Raw genomic sequence first — 17,654 nt, 5'->3', positions numbered from 1 at the left:
TTTTCTCACAAGTTGAGTTGACTGAGCACGCCTTCGGGTTCGTAGCCGTACGCCAGCGCCAGCAGTTCGATGGGATGCACAGAAGGCACGCCGCTCCCGTGCGTGATTTGCCAGCGGCACGTTTCGCTGTCGCAAATGGCGATGGGGCCGCCGGTGGCACGCACCAGGTCGAACAGTGGTTGCCCTACCTGCATGGCAATCTCGTATTTTTCGGCTTTGAAGCCGTATGTGCCGGCGATGCCGCAACAAGCGGCCTGGCTTTCCACAATGTCCAGCCCCGGAATGAGGCGCAGGAGTTCGAGTGAAGGGCGTCCCACGCGGTGGGCGCGATACTGGCATGGTGGGTGATAGACCGCCCGCAAGGTGATGGGGCGAAATTCGGTGTTGAGTTCACCGCGTGCGTGCAGGTTCAGCAAAAATTCGCTCAGGTCGAACGTCTGCTCCGCCACCAGGCGGCTCTCTTCATCAAAGGCGTCCAGCAGTTCGGGTGCTTCTTCTTTGAGCGTCAGCGTGCAACTGGTGGATGTCCCCACGATGGGAATGCCCTGGCGGGCGTATTCGACCAGCGAGTTGACGTTGCGGCGGTGGTAGCCGCGGGCGGCGTCGAATTCGCCGTTGGAAAGGAGTGGCAAGCCGCAACAGTTTTGGGGCGGGATGATGACTTCAAAGCCGTTGGCTTCCAGCACACGCACAGCGGCGCGTCCCACACGCGGCTCGTAGTACTCTGTTGAACAGCCGTGGAAGTACACGACCTTGCCCTTGGGGGCGCTTGTCGCCTGATGCGCGCGATACCAGGCGGTAAAGCGTTCGCGGCTGAACGCGGGCAGGGGGGCATGGCGGGCGATGCCAAGCGTGAGTTCCGCCGCCAAGCGCCCCAACGGATTTTGCAGAAGGGCGTTTGCCAGCGGGGCAATCGGTTGCCCGATTTTGCCCAGCAATTCGGAGCGCGCCAGCAAGTTGTTGCGCAGCCGTGCGCGCCAGCCGAACGCCCCTTTGCGCACCATGTCGGCGCGGGCGCGGGCGTTGATTTCGGCGATGCGCACGCCCGTGGGGCAGACCATGTTGCAGACGCGGCAGCCGCTGCAATAGTCCACCGATGCGTCGGTGAGCGGTTGGTTCGGTTGGCGGAAGCGGGCGGCTTGCGGTCCTTCGTACTTGGGACCGGGGAATTTGTCGGTGACCGCCGCCACCGGGCATTCGGTTACACAGATGTTGCACTTGATACAGTTGTCGAGCGTTTGTTCGACGAACATAGCAGCCTCAGGCGGATGTTGAATGGTTGGCAAGTTGGACGTGGTGGGCAACGGCAAAGCCGGTTGCCAGGGCGATGCCTTCAAACGAGCGTTCGCGCAGGGGTTCGCAGGCGTCGAGTGTGGTGCCGATGGCGTGGACGTTGGCGTAGCGCGGCGCGCCGTCCGCAAGCGGGCGGAAGGCTGTATCCACCTGCAAACCGGCGCGGAAGATGGGATGCCCGCGCGCGTCCAGAAAATCGCGGTGCAGCCACGCCATGCGGTCGGTGGGCGCGTTCACGGGCAATCCAAACACCACTTCGCGCACGTCGCCCGTGTAGGTGGTGGTGATGCCCCCGCCCAGAATGCCCCCCGTTGCCAGCACGAACACCTCGGCGTGGTGCGGCACTCGGCGCGCGGCGGCTTCGCTCCAAATGGTGGTGGCGCGGTCGCCTTCGGCGTCGGCGGCGACGACCTGCATGCCGGTGCGAATGTCGCCCCCTGCGCGTTCAATCGCGCGCGTCAGAATGCGGTGCAACCGCATGCCGGGCACAGAGGGCGGCACGGTGGGAATCTCAAAAATGGGGCGCTCGAAGGCGGCTTCCAGTTCGTTTTTGATGGCGATGGCGTTCTCAAAGCCCAGCACAGCAGGAACACCGATGCGTTGCGCCTTGCCCAGTTTGGGCTTGACGGCGGCGATGAATTCCGCGCGAAAGGCGGCTTGCTCGAAGAGCCGCGCGAGTACCAGCGTGTTGACGATTTTTTGGCGGCGCAAGGTGGGGGTGTCAACAAGTGTGCCCCGCGCCAGGTGCCCTTGTTTGATGAGGTTGTCGGCAATCAATTCAGGGTAAAAGTCGTTCAGGCGCTCGAAGCCGACAATGAGCATTGGTTCGGTGTCATGGCGCGTCAGGTCGCCGGCAATCATGGTCTCAGGCGCGAGGCAGGTAGGACGAAAAGCCCCCACCGCCGAGGGCAGAAGCCATTGTCGGTCAAGCGTGCCGTGGAGCGGGTAACCGGCGTCACGGCAGAGGGTGGCGAAGGCGTCGAGTGCCGCGGCGAGCCCATCCAGCCCTACCAGTGCGTAGGGGTGGTGTGGTTGGGCGGCGATGAGGTCGGCGACGGCGTCGCGTGGTGTTGCGACGGGTGTATCGGATTCGATGGGATGGTAGCCGAGCACGTCAATGCAGCCGCTGTGCCAGTGGGTTGCGCCCCAGCCTTTGGTGACGACGCGCACGCGATGCCCGCGTTGCGCCAGTTGCCAGGCGGCGGTAAGCCCACTGAGACCTGCTCCGATGACAATCACGTCCGGGTTGCTGTTCATAGGCATGCTTCGTTCATCCAGTTTGATTGGTTCTTCAGACACGTGCTTGCGGTTCTTCGCCGGTTGGCGGGTCGTACATGACGGGCGCCAGAGGTGTGGCTTTGGGACCCGGCAAGTGGTCAACGTTGAGCACGCTCAGGTAGATGAGTTCATCCAGGCGCTCCTGGCGCAGTTGTTGCCCCCAGAGAATGGGCAACAGCCCTTTCCAGCGTTCTTGCAGAAAATCGCGCAGGGCGGCGTTGGCGTCTTCCACGTCGGGGTGGCGCAGGCGGTGCAGCAACCCCACGGCGCGGAACGTGCAGAAGCCGCCCTGGCAGGGTCCCATACCGAGCCGCACCATGCGCCGAATATCGTCAATGGTTTTGGCGTCGCCTTGGACGATGGCGCGTTCCACGTCTTCACGGGTGGCGAGTTCGCATTCGCAGATGAGGTCGCCGTAGGCTTGGCGGCGTTCCACGTCGGCGAAACGTGCGCCCAGCCAGTGGTAGCCGCCGTGCTTTTCCGCACCGGGCAGCGGTTCAAGGTGGGTGCGGCATTCGCGTTGGACGCCGAATTTTTCGCAGACACGGTCAACGGTCACTTGCGCCATTTGGCGGTAGGTGGTCCATTTCCCGCCGGTCATGGTGATGATGCCGCTGACGCCGTCGCGCGTTTCGTGGTCCAGCAGGGTGTAGGCGCGAGTGATGTCGCGCGTATCCACCGCTTTGGTTTCCTGGTAGAGTGGGCGCACGCCCGCCCAGGCGCGCAAAATGCGCATGTTTTTGACGCCGGGCACCAATTTTTCGCCCTCGTCCAGCATGAGTTCGATTTCCCAGGGTTCGATGGCGAAGTGTTCGGGGTCGCTGACTTTGACGTCGGTGGTACCAATGACGGCGACCGTGTGGATGGGGACGATGATGTCCCCGTCGGACGGCATTTTGCACCGGTTGACGACGGTATTGAGCACGCGGTGGTTGATGGCGACCATGACGCCTTTGCCGGGGGTGATGTGGACGTCCAGCCCCGCCATGGCGGCGATTTTGCCCGCCCACGCCCCGGCGGCGTTGACCACCATGTCGGCGTAGATGCGCACTTCTTCATCGCGCACCAGGTCGTGGCAGACGGCGCCGATGACGCGTTGCCCGTCCATCATCAGGTCGCGCACTTCGTGGTACGTCCAGATGTGTGCGCCGTATTCGCGCGCCGATTCGGCGTTGAGGCGCGTTGCCAGGAATGAGTCGGCGGCGGCGTCGGGCACGCGGAAACAGCGCGAGATGTTGGGGTTGAGGAGCGGTTCTTCGCGCAGCATTTGGGCGACGCTGATTTCTTCCACAGGAATGCCCGCCTTGCGGCACCCTTCCATGAAGGTGTCGCCGAAGTCGGGGTCGTCCCACGGGGTGACGACGAAAAAGCCGCCGGTGTCTTCCAGGCAGTGGGGCATGATGCGCCGCAAAATGCGGTTTTCTTCGATGCATTCGACCGCCGCTTTGGGGTCTTTGACGGCGTAGCGCCCGCCGCTGTGCAAAAGCCCGTGGTAGCGTCCGGTAGTGCCGTGCGTCAGGTCGCGCTTTTCGACAAGGATGGCGTCGAAGCCGCGCATGGCGAGGTCGCGAATGATGCCGGCGCCGGTTGCGCCACCCCCAATGACAAGCACTTCGGTTTGAACTGTCCGCATGGTTTCCTCGGCATGTCCCTTTGGTTGGTTGATTGCCACTCTTCACTCTCCACGAGCCAAGACCTTTTGGCGCAGGTGTCGGGTCGTGGAGAGTGGGGGAGCGACGGTGCGCGCTCCCCCACAGTTGCGCCGCTCAGTCCTGTTCAACCCACCCGAATGTGCGCTCGACGGCGCGTTTCCAATCGCGATAGAGTTTTTCGCGTTTCTCGGCGTCCATGGCGGGAGTCCAGGTTTTATCCACTTGCCAGTTTTGGCGCAAGTCGTCCAGGTTCGACCAGAAGCCAACCGCCAGACCGGCGGCATACGCCGCCCCCAGTGAGGTGGTTTCGGCGACTTGCGGGCGCACGACCGGCACGTTGAGGATGTCGGCCTGGAATTGCATGAGCAGTTCGTTGTAAACCATGCCCCCGTCCACTTTCAGCGCGGCCAGGTCTACGCCGGAGTCGGCTTTCATGGCGTCCAGCACTTCGCGCGTCTGGTAGGCGGTGGCTTCGAGCGCGGCGCGGCAGATGTGCCCCTTGTTGGCGTAGCGGGTCAGCCCGACGATGACGCCGCGGGCGTCACTGCGCCAGTAGGGGGCGAACAAGCCGGAGAAGGCGGGCACGAAGTAGACGCCGCCGTTATCCTCGACAGTGCGGGCGTAGTCTTCAATGTGGTGCGAGAAGTCGAAGAAGTCCAGGTTGTCGCGCAGCCATTGCACGAGCGCGCCGGTGATGGCGATGGAGCCTTCCAGCGCGTACACGGCGGGTTCGTCGCCGAATTTGTAGCAGACGGTGGTGAGCAAGCCGCTCTTGCTGGGCACAATTTCGGTGCCGGTGTTGAGCAGCATGAAACAGCCGGTGCCGTAGGTGTTCTTGGCTTCGCCCACGTCGAAGCAGGTTTGCCCCACCGTGGCGGCTTGCTGGTCGCCGAGGTCGCCACAAACGGGGATTTCAGCGCCGAACGGACCATTCGCGGCAGTCATGCCGTAGATGCTGGGGTCGCTCGATGGGCGGATTTCGGGCAGCATTTGGCGCGGGATACCCAGAATGCGCAGAAGTTCATCGTCCCAGTCGAGTGTTTCCAGGTTCATGAGCATGGTGCGGCTGGCGTTGGTCACGTCGGTGATGTGTTTGCCGCCGTTGGGACCGCCGGTGAGGTTCCAGATAATCCAGGTGTCAATGTTGCCAAAGAGGGCGTCGCCACGTTCGGCGGCTTCGCGCACGCCTTCCACATTGTCCAAAATCCACTTGATTTTGGGACCGGAGAAGTAGGTGGCGATGGGCAAGCCGGTTTTGCGGCGGAAGAGGTCGGCGAGCCCGTCGCGTTCCAGCTGGTTGCAGATGCGGTCGGTGCGCGTATCTTGCCAGACGATGGCGTTGTAGTAGGGCTTGCCGGTCTGCTTGTTCCAGACAACGGTTGTCTCGCGCTGGTTGGTCACGCCGATAGCGACCAGTTGCGAGGCGTCCAGGCCGGCTTTTTGCATGGCGCCCTTGATGACGTCCTGCGTGCGTGCCCAGATTTCCAGCGGGTCGTGTTCAACCCAGCCCGCCTGCGGGTAGATTTGCTCGTGTTCGAGCTGGTGCTTGGCAACTTCCAGCCCGCTGTGGTCGAAGACCATGAAGCGGGTGCTGGTTGTGCCCTGGTCAATTGCCCCGACATACTTACTCATGTTGACCTCCTTTGGTCATGGTGCTGGTTGGTAGGATTTGCCGCTTACTCGCGTGATTTGAACGTGTCGCGCAGCGTCGCCAGGATGAGATAGGACGATGTTGCCCCAGGGTCTTGATGCCCGGCGCTCCGTTGACCGAGATAGCTGGCGCGCCCTTTGCGTGCCACCAGCGGAATGGTGGCTTTCATGCCTTCTTCGGCGGCGGCGACCATGCGGTCGAGCGCGTCGTCGAATTGGTGTCCGGCGGCGAGGGCGTCTTCCAGCGTGCGGATGGCGGGCGTCAGCGTGTCAACCATGGTTTTGTCGCCCACTTCGGCTTTGCCGCGTTGCACAACGCCATCCAGGCCGGCTTTGAGCATGGTCAGGACTTCTTCGGGTGAAAGTTCTTCTTTGCCGGCAACAGCCATGCCCATGCGCATGAAGAACGTGCCGTAGAGTGGTCCCCCAGCCCCCCCAACGCTGGAGAGGAGCGCCATGCCGGTGGTTTTCAGGATGGTGCCGATGTCTTTGTCTTCCACCGTGGGGAGTTGGCTCATAACCCGCTGGAAGCCGCGATCCATGTTGATGCCGTGGTCGGCGTCGCCAATGGCGGCGTCGAGTTGGGTCAGGTACTCCTTGTTTTCGGCAATGACCTCGGCGACACGTTTCAGCCAGGCGAGTACGTCGGTTTTGGTCAACGTCATAGTGTGCTCCTTCTCTACGCCAGCGGTTTGCTCAGGGCGGCGGTGCTTCCGGGACCCCAGCGCAGGGCGGGGGTGTTGACGGGGGCGTCCCACAGGCGAATCATCTCATCGTCCATACGCAAGAGCGTGATGGAGACGCCTTGCATTTCGAGCGAGGTGATGTAAGCGCCGACAAGGTTGCGGACGATGCGCAGCCCCTTCTTCTCGCAGATTTCGTGCAACTTGCGGTACACGATGTAGAGTTCAGAAACAGGGGTGCCGCCCATGCTGTTGACAAACGCCAGCACATTGTCGCCCGGCTGGAAGGGCGGGTCAGTGAGTTCGACGTCAACCCACGTCCCCTTGTCCAGGTCGAATTCGCGGACGGTGCGGGTGTAGGCGTCGTCTTCGATGATGGCGAGCGCCAGCATTTCGGTGATTTCATCGGCGCTTTTCAGCTTCATGCGCTCGCGCCCCGGTTCGCCGTGAATGCCGATACCGATTTCCATTTCGTCGTCGCCCAGTTCAAACGTGGGCGAGCCTTTGGCAGGCACGGTGCAGGATGTGAGCGCCATGCCCATACTGCGCCCATTGATGTTGACGCGCCGACAGAGGTCGGCGAGGGCTTTCAGGTCGCGCCCTTCTTCTGCGGCGGCGCCCACAATTTTTTCGGCAAGCACCGTTGTGCCGACACCACGCCGCCCGGCGGTGTAGAGGCTGTCTTTCACGGCAACGTCGTCGTCAATGAGGATATTTTGCACAGGGATGCCCTCGGATGCGGCCAACTCCGCCGCCATTTCAAAGTTCATCACGTCGCCCGTGTAGTTTTTGACGATGTAGAGCACCCCTGCGCCGCTGTTGACCGTGCGGGCGGCTTCCAGCATTTGGTCGGGGGTGGGGGATGTGAAGACTTCGCCGGGGCATGCCGCGTCGAGCATGCCGACGCCCACGAAACCGCCATGCATGGGTTCGTGCCCACTCCCACCGCCGGAGATGACGGCGACTTTGTTGGCGACGGGGGCGTCCGCGCGATACACAAAGGTGGGGTCGAAGTGGACGCGAATCAGGTCGCTGTGCGCCAGCGCCATGCCTTCAAGGCTTTCACGCACCACATTTTCGACCTTGTTGATGAGTTTTTTCATGGGGGGCCTCCTGATGTTGATTGGGGGCGCGTCCCTTCATAGGGGGAAGAGGCGCGCGGATGGACGCACGATTACGGCCAGAAAATGTTGTAGAACAGCGCACCAATCACCCCGCCAACAATGGGCGCGACGACCGGAATCCAGCCATACGCCCAATCCGAATCGCCTTTGCCTGGAATGGGGAGCAGTTGGTGGGCAATGCGTGGGCCAAGGTCGCGGGCGGGGTTGATGGCGTAGCCGGTGGGACCACCAAGCGAGAGACCGATGCTCCACACGAGGAAACCGACCAACAGCGGACCGAGCCCGTTGCCGATGCCGTTGTTGGCGTTGCCAATCCAGAGCACGCCGCCCACCAGCACCGCCGTGCCGATGACTTCTGTGATGAAGTTCGCGGCTGTGTTGCGGATGGCGGGACCGGTTGAGAAGACAGCCAGTTTCGCGCCGGGGTCTTCGGTCGCTTCCCAGTGGGGCAAATACGCCAGCCAGACGATGACCGCGCCGAGGAACGCGCCCACAATCTGCGCGATGATGTAGCCGGGCACCATGCCCCAATCAAACTGCCCGATGGCGGCCAGCCCCACCGTCACAGCGGGGTTGATGTGCGCACCACTAATCCACCCCACAGCATAGACGGCGACGGCGACCGCCAAACCCCAGCCTGTGGTAATGACAATCCAGCCTGAATTTTGCCCTTTGGATTTGTTGAGCACCACGTTCGCCACGACGCCGTCACCGAGGATGATGAGAATCATGGTGCCGATCAGTTCGGCCAAATAGACGTTCATGAGAACCCTCCTCCATTTTTCGCAGTTGATCGAGTAGAAGGACAAGCGGCACAACGCGTGTGTGCAACTCACAACTCCGTTGTTGGCAGGGCGGCATCACCCCCTTTCGCGTTTGAGCGGCTGGTGGATTGTGTGCGGCACATGAGAGAACAAGAGGACGGCAAGACAACCGGCACGTTTTCCAGTGTACGAAATGTGGCGCAGAAATGCGAGCGTTTTGCTAAAAGTGTTTCAGATTGAAACGCTTTCGATGCGATGGTGTTTCAAATTGAAACGGATGTTATGAGCGTGAAGGTGCGCGGAAGCGGTTGGGGTCAATGCCGTACTGTTTCAAGCGCCGCCAGAGTGTAGTGCGGCTGATACCGAGTTGCGCCGCCATGCGTGAGACATTGCCGCGACATGCCCAGCCGGCGCGTTCAATGGCTTCACGTTCCAGGTCGTCGAGAGAGCGCACCGGCAAAGCGGGGGAAGCGGCATTTGCCGATGTCCGCGCCGTGGCAAAGCGAATATTCGACGGCAGGTCTTCGGGGCGTATGACCGAGCGGTCGTTCGTCAGGATGATGCGCTCCATGACCGATTCGAGTTCGCGGATGTTGCCGTGCCACGTGTAGCGGCGAAGCAGTTCCATCGCTTCGGGGGTAATGTGCACACGCCGTTGGGCTTGGCGGCCGATACGGGCGGCGGTGCGTTCGATGAGCGTTTCCAGGTCTTCTGTGCGTTCGCGCAGGGGGGGCACAAAGATGCGGAATGCGTTGAAGCGATAGAGCAAGTCGGCGTGAAAGTGCCCTGCGCCGACCAGTGCGTCGAGGTCGGCGGTGGTGGTGGCGATGATGCGCACGTCCACAGGGATGGCGCGCGTTCCCGCCAGCCGCATGACCATGCCGCTGTCAATGACATGCAGGAGCGCGCTTTGCATTTCCAGCGAGAGGTATTCGATATCCGTCAGGTGGAGCGTGCCGCCGTCCGCCAGTTCAAACTTGCTGGGGCGGCTCTGGTCGGCGCTTTGGTCAATGCCCAGAAATTCGGCAATCATCAACTCGTGTGGGATGGCGCGGCAATGCACTGTGATGAAGGGGTGATCGGCGCGCGGGCTGCTGTTGTGAATGGCGGCGGCGAGTGGGCTTTTGCCGACACCGCTTTCCCCGTAGAGCAGAACGGGGGCGCGCCCGCGGGCGGCTTGGCGTGCCAGGCGCACCAGGCGGCGCGAGGCGGGCGCATGGGCGGGAATATCGTCGAGGGTGAGCGTCGTGGGCATGCTGACGATGCGTTGCACCATGTTGCGTACACGCTGGGCGGGGCGAATGGTTGCCAGATAGCCAAGGCAGTGCGCCCCGTGGCGAATGGGGTGGAAGCAGAGCATGACGTCGAAACTGCGACGCCCAACCCAAAGCGTCACTTCGGCGTCCAGCAGGGTGCGTTCTTCCTGCTGCGCCTGTTGCACCAGCGGGGGGAGTTGCACCACGTCATGCAGAAAACGCCCGCGTGCTTGTTCTGGTGCAATGCCTAAAAGGTCGCCGGCGCGTTCGTTGATGTGCATGATGCGCCCATCGGGATTCCACGAAATCACACCATCCGAAATGGCGCGGAAGACGCTTTGCAACTCCGTCAGGTGGCGGTTCGCGGTGGCCAGGTAGTAGTCGGTATGGAGTTGGTTGTGGATGGCTTTGGTGGTTGCCATGACGGTGGCAAGCGTATGAGCGTTGTAGCGGTCTACTGGTCCCACCATGGCAACCGTGCCGATGATATGCCCGCGCACATCGTGAATCGGCGCGGCGGCGCTTGTCAGCGTGTGGAAGGCTTGCAGATAGTGCGCCGGTCCAACCACTTCGATGGGCATTGCATCGAGCAGTGCCAGCGCGATGGCGTTCGTCCCCGCCGCGCCTTCGCTCCAATACGCGCCGGGGCGGAGATGGTAGGTGGACATGGCGCGTACCGCATCGGGTTCGCCCAGGACATCCAGCACGCAACCGGTGCCGTCGGTCAACACCAGCACAAAGCCCGAACCTTCACTGAATTGGAGCACATCTTCCAGACAGGGGCGGGCGGTTGCCAGCATCTCAAACAGCGCGAGCCGCACCTGTTCCAACACGTCGGTACGCGCCTGCGGCAAGCGGGGCGGGCGCGTGGGGGAGAGGCGCAGGGCGCACCGTTGCCACGAGCGGTAAATGGGGTGCGAAAGCGCGGCAATCTCTGCTTCGTCAAGTGTACCGGTGGTGATAAAGTGTTGCCAACATGTTTTCAAGCGACTGAGGTGAGGGGGCATGGCGTGCGTCCTTCTGTTGGTATGGCAAAACGCCCGTGAATCAATTCACGGGCGTTTTGTTGCGTTCACCGATGCGGCGTTCTGTTCCGTTCAAAATGCGTTTGATATTGGGACGAAGCGCCCATGTGACGACCAGCGCTTGCCCGATGGCGTACAACCAGTATTCGCGGGCGAACAAAAGCGCCGCCAGCAAGCCCGTCCACGCGACCACCAGCGACGCCAGCGAGGCCATGCGCCAGACGTAGAGCGAAATCAGCCCCAACAACCCCGCCGGGACAAACATCGTCGCCGAAAGGGTCGCCATTGCGCCTAGGTTGGGCATGGTGCCGGCGCCGCCTTTGAATTTGAGGAAGATAGACCAGTTGTGCCCCACCACGGCGAACAAGCCGGCCAGTTGGGCGGCCATTTCATTGTCGGTGATGAGCATACGCACCAGCAAAACCGCCAAAATGCCTTTGAAAGCGTCCGTAATCGCGGTGAGAATGCCCGCTTTGGGACCGGCGGCGCGATAGACGTTGGTCCCGCCGGTGCGGCCACTGCCGACTGTGCGGGGGTCAACCCCAAAAAGGTAGCGACCAATCAGCACACCGTTCGGAATAGAGCCAACAAGATAGCCGATGAGAATGGCGATGATGAGCGTCACAAGCAAATCCCCCCTTCACAACATTGTGATACCGTCTGCCATTGACAAAAACCCGCTCTTGGTGTTTGGGTTACGATAGGAAGTTGAAGGTGTGTGGGCGTACTCAGCGCGATTGTACAATTCGCCCGATGACATGTCAACGCTCGTTTGGCTTTGCTGAACGCGCCAGCCAGAGCATCCCCACGGTGAGCAGGGTGGTCATCAGCACTTGTTCCCACTGCAAAATGCGCAAATCCACACCGGCGGGCACGGTGGGCGCAATACCGCGCCAATAGTCCAGGTAGTCGTTCAGCCCAAACCAGCCCGCCGCCAAAAAGACGTGCAGGGGCTTGGGGCGGTAGAAAAGCAGCAAACTCAACCCCATGAGCACCATCGCGCTGTGGGTGAAGGTCATGGTAATGCTTTCCAGCGTGAACCAGCCGGGACCACGCCACCACAAAATCCAGAACAAGACCGTCCACAGCCCATATTTCACATTGCTGAACACCGCCCACGTGGCAGCCATTTGTGCGCCCCAGTCATGCGGGCGGCGTCGAATCCAGGGTAGGGCGATGGCAAAGCCCAAAACCGAGAGCGGCGAATCCACCAGCCAGGGCCACAAATAGGGCGGCACGATACGCATTTGCGGCCCGTACCAGTAAATCGCGCCAATCAAAAACCCCAGCACGTTGATGACGATGAGCGCGGTTTCAATGCGTTTATCGCTCAGCAGACGCCGTACACTCCCCAAAAGTGTTGGCAGCATTGTGTCTCCCTCGCCTTTGGTCTGATGGCGCAAAGATAGCACGCCTTGCCATTTGGACAAGACCGCCGTTCCGGACGAGAGCCTGAGGAAAGCGGTTTTTCTGCAAACCCTGCTTTCTTTTATAATGAGCCTCGCTAACTGTGTGAAGAAGCCGAGAACGTTGCATGGAGGCAACCGATGACGGCAATTGGCAAACGTGTTCCCCTGCGTGATGGTGCAAGCAAAGCCGCCGGGCGTGTCAACTACGCGGGCGATGTGGCGTTGCCCGGTTTGTTGCATGCGCGCCTGGTGTTGAGCCCCTATCCGCACGCCGCGATACGGGCGATTGACACAAGCCAGGCGCGGGCCGTGCCCGGCGTGGTGGCTGTTTTGACGGCGGAGGATTTGCCCGACATCGTGCCCACGTCTCGCCACCGCTTGCTGCTGGCGCGCGACCGGGTGATTTTTGCGGGGCAGCCGGTGGCGCTGGTCGTTGCCGAGGATGAAGCCACAGCGCAAGACGCCGCCGACCTGGTTTTTGTGGACTACGACCCCTTGCCGGCGGTGGTGGACCCCGAAGCCGCCATGGCGCCCGATGCGCCGCTGGTCTGGCCTGAGGGTATCCCCGGAAGCGATGATGAAACCGCCGCCGCGCACGGCGCCGACGTCGGCGGGGAAGACGTGCAACCGACGCGGAGCAACATCTCCAACCGGGTGCATTTTGCGCGGGGCGACGCCGCACAGGCGCTCGCCGAGGCTGAGGTTGTGGTGGAACGCACCTACACCACATCGCGCGTGCACCAAAACTACCTGGAACCCCAAACCGTTGTGGCGCGTCCTGAACCGGAAGGCATCACCATTTGGACGAGCACGCAAGCGCCGTTCTTTGTGCAAAGCGAAGTCGCCGACCTTCTCGGCATGACCGAAAGCGACGTGCGCGTCATTCCAACACCAGTGGGGGGCGGTTTTGGCGGCAAATTCTTGCTGTTCGAGCCGCTGGTGGCGTTTGCCGCGCAGAAATTGCGCCGCCCTGTGCGGCTCAAACTGACGCGCATGGAAGAATTGTTGGCAACCAAGCCCGCGCCCGCGGCACGCATCCACGTGCAACTGGGGGCGCGCCGCGACGGTACGATTACCGTATTGCGCGCGCATCTTCTGTTTGATAGTGGCTGTTATCCCGGCACACCTGTGGGGGTTGCCGCTTTCTTGCTCGGCAGTTATTACCAAATCCCCAACGTCGAGATTGAAGGCGTGGAAGTGCTGACCTTCAAGGCATCCAACGACGCCTACCGCGCGCCGGGTGCGCCCCAAGCCACGTTTGCCATCGAAAGCGCTATGGACGAACTCGCCCAACGCCTGGGCGTGGACGCGATCGAACTTCGCTTGCGCCACGCATCCGCCACAGGCGACCCCACCATTCGCGGGCGTCCCTGGCCGCGCATTGGGTTGCGCAACGTGCTGGAAGCCATCCGCGAGCATCCGCTCTGGCAGAACCGCGAACAGGCGCGCGCCGAAGGGCGTGGTGTGGGCGTGGCGGTTGGCGGATGGCCCGGCGGCATAGAGCCGGCGGCGGCGACCTGCCTTTTGCAGCGTGATGGTACGCTCACCATCAACGTCGGCTCAGTGGACCTGACCGGTTCGACAACCGCCTTTGCGTTGATTGCCGCCGAAGTTTTTGACGTGCCGCCTGAAAAAATCCGCATCGTCACGGGCGATACGCTCACTGCGCCCTATGCCGGGGCGACCGGCGGAAGCAAAATCACCTACACGGTCGGCGCAGCCGTGTTGCAAGCGGTGGAAGAAGCCAAACAACAGGTGCTTGCCATTGCCGCCGAAGAACTCGAAGCCGATCCCGGCGACCTGGAATTGCGCGACGGGGCGGTGCATGTGCGGGGCGTGCCGGGGCGTTCGCTCTCGCTGGCGGAGATTGCGGGCAAAACCATGCGTTTTGGTGGGCGGTATGCGCCCGTGTTGGGGCATGGGCGTACCGCCATCACAGAACAAGCGCCCGGTTTCTGCGCCCAACTTGCCGAGGTGAGCGTAGACCCCGACACCGGCGTGGTGCGGGTGCATCGGCTTGTGCTCGCGCAAGACGTGGGGCGTGCCATCAACCCCTTGCTGATTGAAGGGCAGATGATGGGGGGCGCGGTGCAAGGCCTTGGCTGGGCGTTGCACGAGCAGATTGCCTATGATGAAAACGGGCAGGTGCTGACCGCCTCATGGATGGATTACAGCGTGCCGCGTGCACCCCATGTTGCCGAAGCAATCGAGTGCATTCTGGTCGAAGTCCCCTCGGAGCATGGTCCATTTGGCGCGCGTGGTGTCGGCGAGCCGCCCGTGGTGGCGACGGCGGCGGCGGTGGCGAACGCCATAGCGCATGCGACCGGTGTGCGCCTCTCCGACTTGCCCATGACACCGCAACGCGTCTGGCGGGCGTTGCAGGGGGGCGACGCATGAACCGTGCAGCGCTGGCGCGTCTCATCTCCATCCTCTCGGATAGTTCCGTGCTCTCGCTCTGGGTTTTTCCACTGGTGGGCTGGCATGCGGGCGGGGCGCGTGGTCTCGTGTGGGCGCTCATCGCCATGCTTCTTTTGAACGGCGTACCGCTCGCGTATCTCATCATCGGGCGTCGGCGCGGCTGGGTTTCGGATTGGGAACTGAGCGACCGCCGCGAACGTCCACGCTTCATTGCGGTGAGCCTCGCCAGCGACCTGCTGGCGCTCGTTCTCCTCGGCATGGGTGGGGCGCCCCGCCTGGTCTGGGCGTTCGCCCTGATTTACGCCTGTCTGGGCGTGAGCATGTTGCTCATTTCCAGTGTCTGGAAAATTAGCCTGCACATGGTGAGCGTGGCCGGCTTCATGACCGTTTTGGTCTATGTGTTTGGGTTGGGCTGGGCGTGGGGCTACCTTGCCCTGGTGCCGGTGGCTTGGGCGCGCCTTGAACGGCGCAAACATACGCCCGCCCAACTGGTCGCCGGTGCGCTGGCCGGCGTGCTCATTCCCGCCGCCGTTCTCTGGTTCATCAAGCCGTAGGAGCGCGACCATGCATGTTGATTATCTCACACTCGCCTGTTTGCGCGACGACCTCGATACGTTTTTAGGGGCGCGTGTGCAACAAGTGGTGTTCCCTGATGAATGGAGCATCGAACTCGAATTGTACGCTGGGCGACGCGCGTATCTCTTGCTTTCGGCGCATCCACAGTACGCCCGCATGTTGTTTGTGCCGCAAAAATTGCGGCGTGGGCTGGATACGGAGACCCCGCTGCTCTTGTTGTTGCGCAAGTGGGTGCGTGGCGCGCGGCTGGTTGACGTGCGCCAACCCGAATGGGAGCGCGTGCTGGAATTGCATTTTGAAGGTGAGGCCGGGGCGTGCGTTCTGATTGCTGAAATCATGGGGCGGTACAGCAATCTTGTGCTGGTACATGACGGGCGCGTGCTGGACGCCCTCAAACGCATTGGGCCTGACATGAACCGCTACCGCGTCACATTGCCCGGCAAACCCTACGTCCCGCCGCCCCCGCCCGCTGACAAAATCGCGCCGCTCGACCTCACACCGGATACCTTGGCGCGCTTGCTCGCCAACGCCCCCGCTGATGAAGAAGTGGCGCGCCTCTTGCCGCGCTGGCTCTTGGGCGTCAGCCCCACAGCCGCACGCGAAGCGGTCTATCGCGCAACCGGTTCCGCCGACGCAACCCCGCATGACGTTGAACCCGCGGCGCTTCTCGACGCCCTGGCTGCGTTGTACCGCTTGCCTGAAACAGGGGCGTGGGCGCCGCATGTTGCATTGGATGAAGAGGGAACGGTGGTGGCGTTTGCCCCCTACGAACTGCGGCATCAGCCCCGCCGTGAACCGGTGGACGATATCAGCACCGCCATGTGGCGCTATTTCAGCGCCCGCCTGGATACCGACCCCTACGCCGCCGCGCGTCAGCAGGTGCGCGCACGCATTGAGGACGCATTGGCGCGTGTGGAACGCTCGCTTGACCAATTGCGCGAGCAAATCGTCCCCGAAGAAGAGATAACCCGCCTGCGCGAAGCGGGCGAACTGCTGCTGGCGTACCAGTGGCAAGTGCCGCGCGGCGCACGCGAGGCAACCCTGCCCGATTACGAAGGCCAGCCGCGCACCATCACACTCGACCCCACCAAAACGCCGGTTGAAAATGCGCAAGCCTACTTTGAGCGCTACGAAAAACTGCGCCGTGCGGCGGAAGAAGTGCCAAAACGCATTGCGCAATTTGAAACCGAGCGGGCGTTTTTGCAGCAACTCTTGGCCGACCTGGAATTGGCCGAAGACCGCATGGAAATTGACGCCGTGCGTGATGCGCTGATTGAAGCGGGTTTTGAAACAACTTCCAGGCGGCGCAAAGGTGCGCCGGTCGGGCGACCACTGCGCTTTGAAGTGGGCGGGTTTCCCGTCTATGTGGGGCGCAACGCGCGGCAGAACGATGAAGTGACGTTCAAGCGTGCCTCAGGGGATGATTTGTGGTTTCACGTGCGTGGTATGCCTGGCGCGCATGTCATTCTCAAAAATGCGGGGCGTCCCGTACCGCAGGATGTGATTGAACGAGTGGCAAGCCTGGCGGCCTGGTATTCGCCGGCGCGCAAGGGGGGCAGTGAGGTATTGGTGGATTACACCGAGCGGCGCTATGTGCGCCGTGTGCCGGGGGCTCATCCGGGGTTGGTCACCTATCGCAACGAGCAAACCGTCTGGGCGGCGCCGCGTCCGCCGGATGAGGTGGTGGACATGTAGGTGGAAAGGTGTGCGTGTGTGCTGAAAAAAACGGCGCGGGCATCATACCGCGCCGTTTCGTAATTTTTTCTGTAATATTCATTGCGTATGGTAAAGGTGTACCTGAATGTGTATGAAAGGAGGCGTATTGCATGGACGAATTGAGCAAACTCATTGCCGAACGAACGGGCCTCAGCGAAGATGTGGCTGAAAAAGTTGTCGCTGTTGTCTGGGAATACCTGGAAGAGCGTGTGCCTGAACCGTTCCGCGGGCAGGTGCAGGCTTTGTTGGGCAGCGGCGGCGGAAGTGGCGGTTTTGATATGGGTGATGCACAGTCTCTCATGAAGGGGCTGGGCAACCTGTTTGGCGGTAACGAAGAGACGACGAAGGAGTAAGGTATGGGCGTCACTCTGCGTGAATTGCGTGGCATGAACCCGCAACTCGAAACGAAACTGAAAGCGCTGGGCATCAAGAACAGCGACGACTTGTTGGAACATGTCAAAACGCCGGCCGCACGGCGTGATTTGGCGGCGAAACTGGGGGTTGACCCGAGTATCGTGTTGGAATTGGCCAATCGTGCCGATTTGGCGCGTGTGCGTGGCATTGGGGGCGTCTATTCCGATTTGCTGGAAGCCGCTGGCGTGGATACGGTGAAAGAACTCGCCCGCCGCAATCCCGAAAACTTGCATGAGGCGATTGTCAAACTCAACGCCGAAATGCGTCTTGCCGGGCGTGTGCCCTCGCTCAATATGGTGCAGAAGTGGGTTGAACAAGCCAAGTCGCTTGCGCCTGTTCTGGAATACTGAACACCACGGGGCAAGCAAAAGAGCGGCTCACACGAGCCGCTCTTTG

General features: G+C 61.9%; 15 protein-coding genes. 5 read left to right on the top strand and 10 right to left on the bottom strand.

The annotated features are described in order from the left end of the window. Window positions 1-5: 5 nt before the first annotated feature. The 10 genes from SE16_RS13565 to SE16_RS15525 all read right to left on the bottom strand — a co-directional run bounded on the left by SE16_RS13565 (window position 6) and on the right by SE16_RS15525 (window position 12,095). Window positions 6-1,253 (bottom strand): anaerobic glycerol-3-phosphate dehydrogenase subunit C, encoded by a 1,248-nt coding sequence (locus tag SE16_RS13565; RefSeq protein WP_054494396.1) that lies wholly within the window; start codon window positions 1,251-1,253, stop codon window positions 6-8. Between the two features lie 7 nt (window positions 1,254-1,260). Beyond that, window positions 1,261-2,592 carry a glycerol-3-phosphate dehydrogenase subunit GlpB gene (glpB, locus tag SE16_RS13560; protein WP_082374512.1) on the bottom strand — a complete coding sequence of 444 codons (1,332 nt, stop codon included), beginning with the start codon at window positions 2,590-2,592 and terminating at the stop codon, window positions 1,261-1,263. Continuing rightward, complete coding sequence (glpA, locus tag SE16_RS13555) at window positions 2,585-4,204, bottom strand: anaerobic glycerol-3-phosphate dehydrogenase subunit GlpA (RefSeq protein ID WP_054494432.1); 1,620 nt, start codon at window positions 4,202-4,204, stop codon at window positions 2,585-2,587. The genes glpB and glpA overlap by 8 nt, the downstream gene beginning before the upstream one ends. Window positions 4,205-4,337: 133 nt before the next feature. After that, window positions 4,338-5,855: a glycerol kinase GlpK gene (glpK, locus tag SE16_RS13550; RefSeq protein WP_060687731.1), complete on the bottom strand. Its 1,518-nt coding sequence runs from the start codon at window positions 5,853-5,855 to the stop codon at window positions 4,338-4,340. Window positions 5,856-5,899: 44 nt separating this feature from the next. Continuing rightward, window positions 5,900-6,538: a dihydroxyacetone kinase subunit DhaL gene (dhaL, locus tag SE16_RS13545; RefSeq protein ID WP_054494402.1), complete on the bottom strand. Its 639-nt coding sequence runs from the start codon at window positions 6,536-6,538 to the stop codon at window positions 5,900-5,902. Between the two features lie 14 nt (window positions 6,539-6,552). Next, window positions 6,553-7,659, bottom strand: a complete 1,107-nt coding sequence (dhaK, locus tag SE16_RS13540; RefSeq protein ID WP_054494404.1) for a dihydroxyacetone kinase subunit DhaK — start codon at window positions 7,657-7,659, stop codon at window positions 6,553-6,555. Window positions 7,660-7,730: 71 nt separating this feature from the next. Further along, window positions 7,731-8,444 (bottom strand): MIP/aquaporin family protein, encoded by a 714-nt coding sequence (locus SE16_RS13535; protein ID WP_054494406.1) that lies wholly within the window; start codon window positions 8,442-8,444, stop codon window positions 7,731-7,733. A gap of 280 nt (window positions 8,445-8,724) precedes the next feature. Beyond that, complete coding sequence (gene dhaR, locus SE16_RS13530; RefSeq protein WP_054494408.1) at window positions 8,725-10,707, bottom strand: dihydroxyacetone kinase operon transcriptional regulator DhaR; 1,983 nt, start codon at window positions 10,705-10,707, stop codon at window positions 8,725-8,727. Between the two features lie 40 nt (window positions 10,708-10,747). Then, complete coding sequence (plsY, locus tag SE16_RS13525; RefSeq protein ID WP_160317071.1) at window positions 10,748-11,350, bottom strand: glycerol-3-phosphate 1-O-acyltransferase PlsY; 603 nt, start codon at window positions 11,348-11,350, stop codon at window positions 10,748-10,750. Window positions 11,351-11,486: 136 nt separating this feature from the next. Beyond that, complete coding sequence (locus SE16_RS15525; protein WP_054494412.1) at window positions 11,487-12,095, bottom strand: DUF1405 domain-containing protein; 609 nt, start codon at window positions 12,093-12,095, stop codon at window positions 11,487-11,489. Window positions 12,096-12,272: 177 nt separating this feature from the next. Here SE16_RS15525 and SE16_RS13515 point away from each other — a divergent pair, with 177 nt between their 5' ends. The 5 genes from SE16_RS13515 to SE16_RS13495 all read left to right on the top strand — a co-directional run bounded on the left by SE16_RS13515 (window position 12,273) and on the right by SE16_RS13495 (window position 17,608). Further along, window positions 12,273-14,531 carry a xanthine dehydrogenase family protein molybdopterin-binding subunit gene (locus tag SE16_RS13515; RefSeq protein ID WP_060687729.1) on the top strand — a complete coding sequence of 753 codons (2,259 nt, stop codon included), beginning with the start codon at window positions 12,273-12,275 and terminating at the stop codon, window positions 14,529-14,531. Continuing rightward, the gene (locus SE16_RS16070; RefSeq protein ID WP_054494414.1) at window positions 14,528-15,106 is read left to right on the top strand and encodes a hypothetical protein; all 579 of its coding nucleotides are present in this window, start codon (window positions 14,528-14,530) and stop codon (window positions 15,104-15,106) included. Before SE16_RS13515 ends, SE16_RS16070 begins: the two co-directional genes overlap by 4 nt. A 10-nt stretch (window positions 15,107-15,116) precedes the next feature. Then, the gene (locus tag SE16_RS13505; protein ID WP_054494416.1) at window positions 15,117-16,823 is read left to right on the top strand and encodes an Rqc2 family fibronectin-binding protein; all 1,707 of its coding nucleotides are present in this window, start codon (window positions 15,117-15,119) and stop codon (window positions 16,821-16,823) included. A gap of 131 nt (window positions 16,824-16,954) precedes the next feature. Then, on the top strand, window positions 16,955-17,197 hold the full coding sequence (locus SE16_RS13500) for a hypothetical protein (RefSeq protein ID WP_054494417.1): 243 nt from the start codon (window positions 16,955-16,957) through the stop codon (window positions 17,195-17,197). Between the two features lie 3 nt (window positions 17,198-17,200). Beyond that, complete coding sequence (locus SE16_RS13495) at window positions 17,201-17,608, top strand: DUF4332 domain-containing protein (RefSeq protein WP_054494418.1); 408 nt, start codon at window positions 17,201-17,203, stop codon at window positions 17,606-17,608. Window positions 17,609-17,654: the final 46 nt, after the last annotated feature.

Origin of the sequence: Ardenticatena maritima (assembly GCF_001306175.1) — a bacterium.
In the GTDB taxonomy this organism is placed as follows: Bacteria; Chloroflexota; Anaerolineae; order Ardenticatenales; family Ardenticatenaceae; genus Ardenticatena; species Ardenticatena maritima.
Note: the sequence above shows the minus strand (reverse complement) of the source record. Positions and strands in the feature narration are given on the sequence as shown.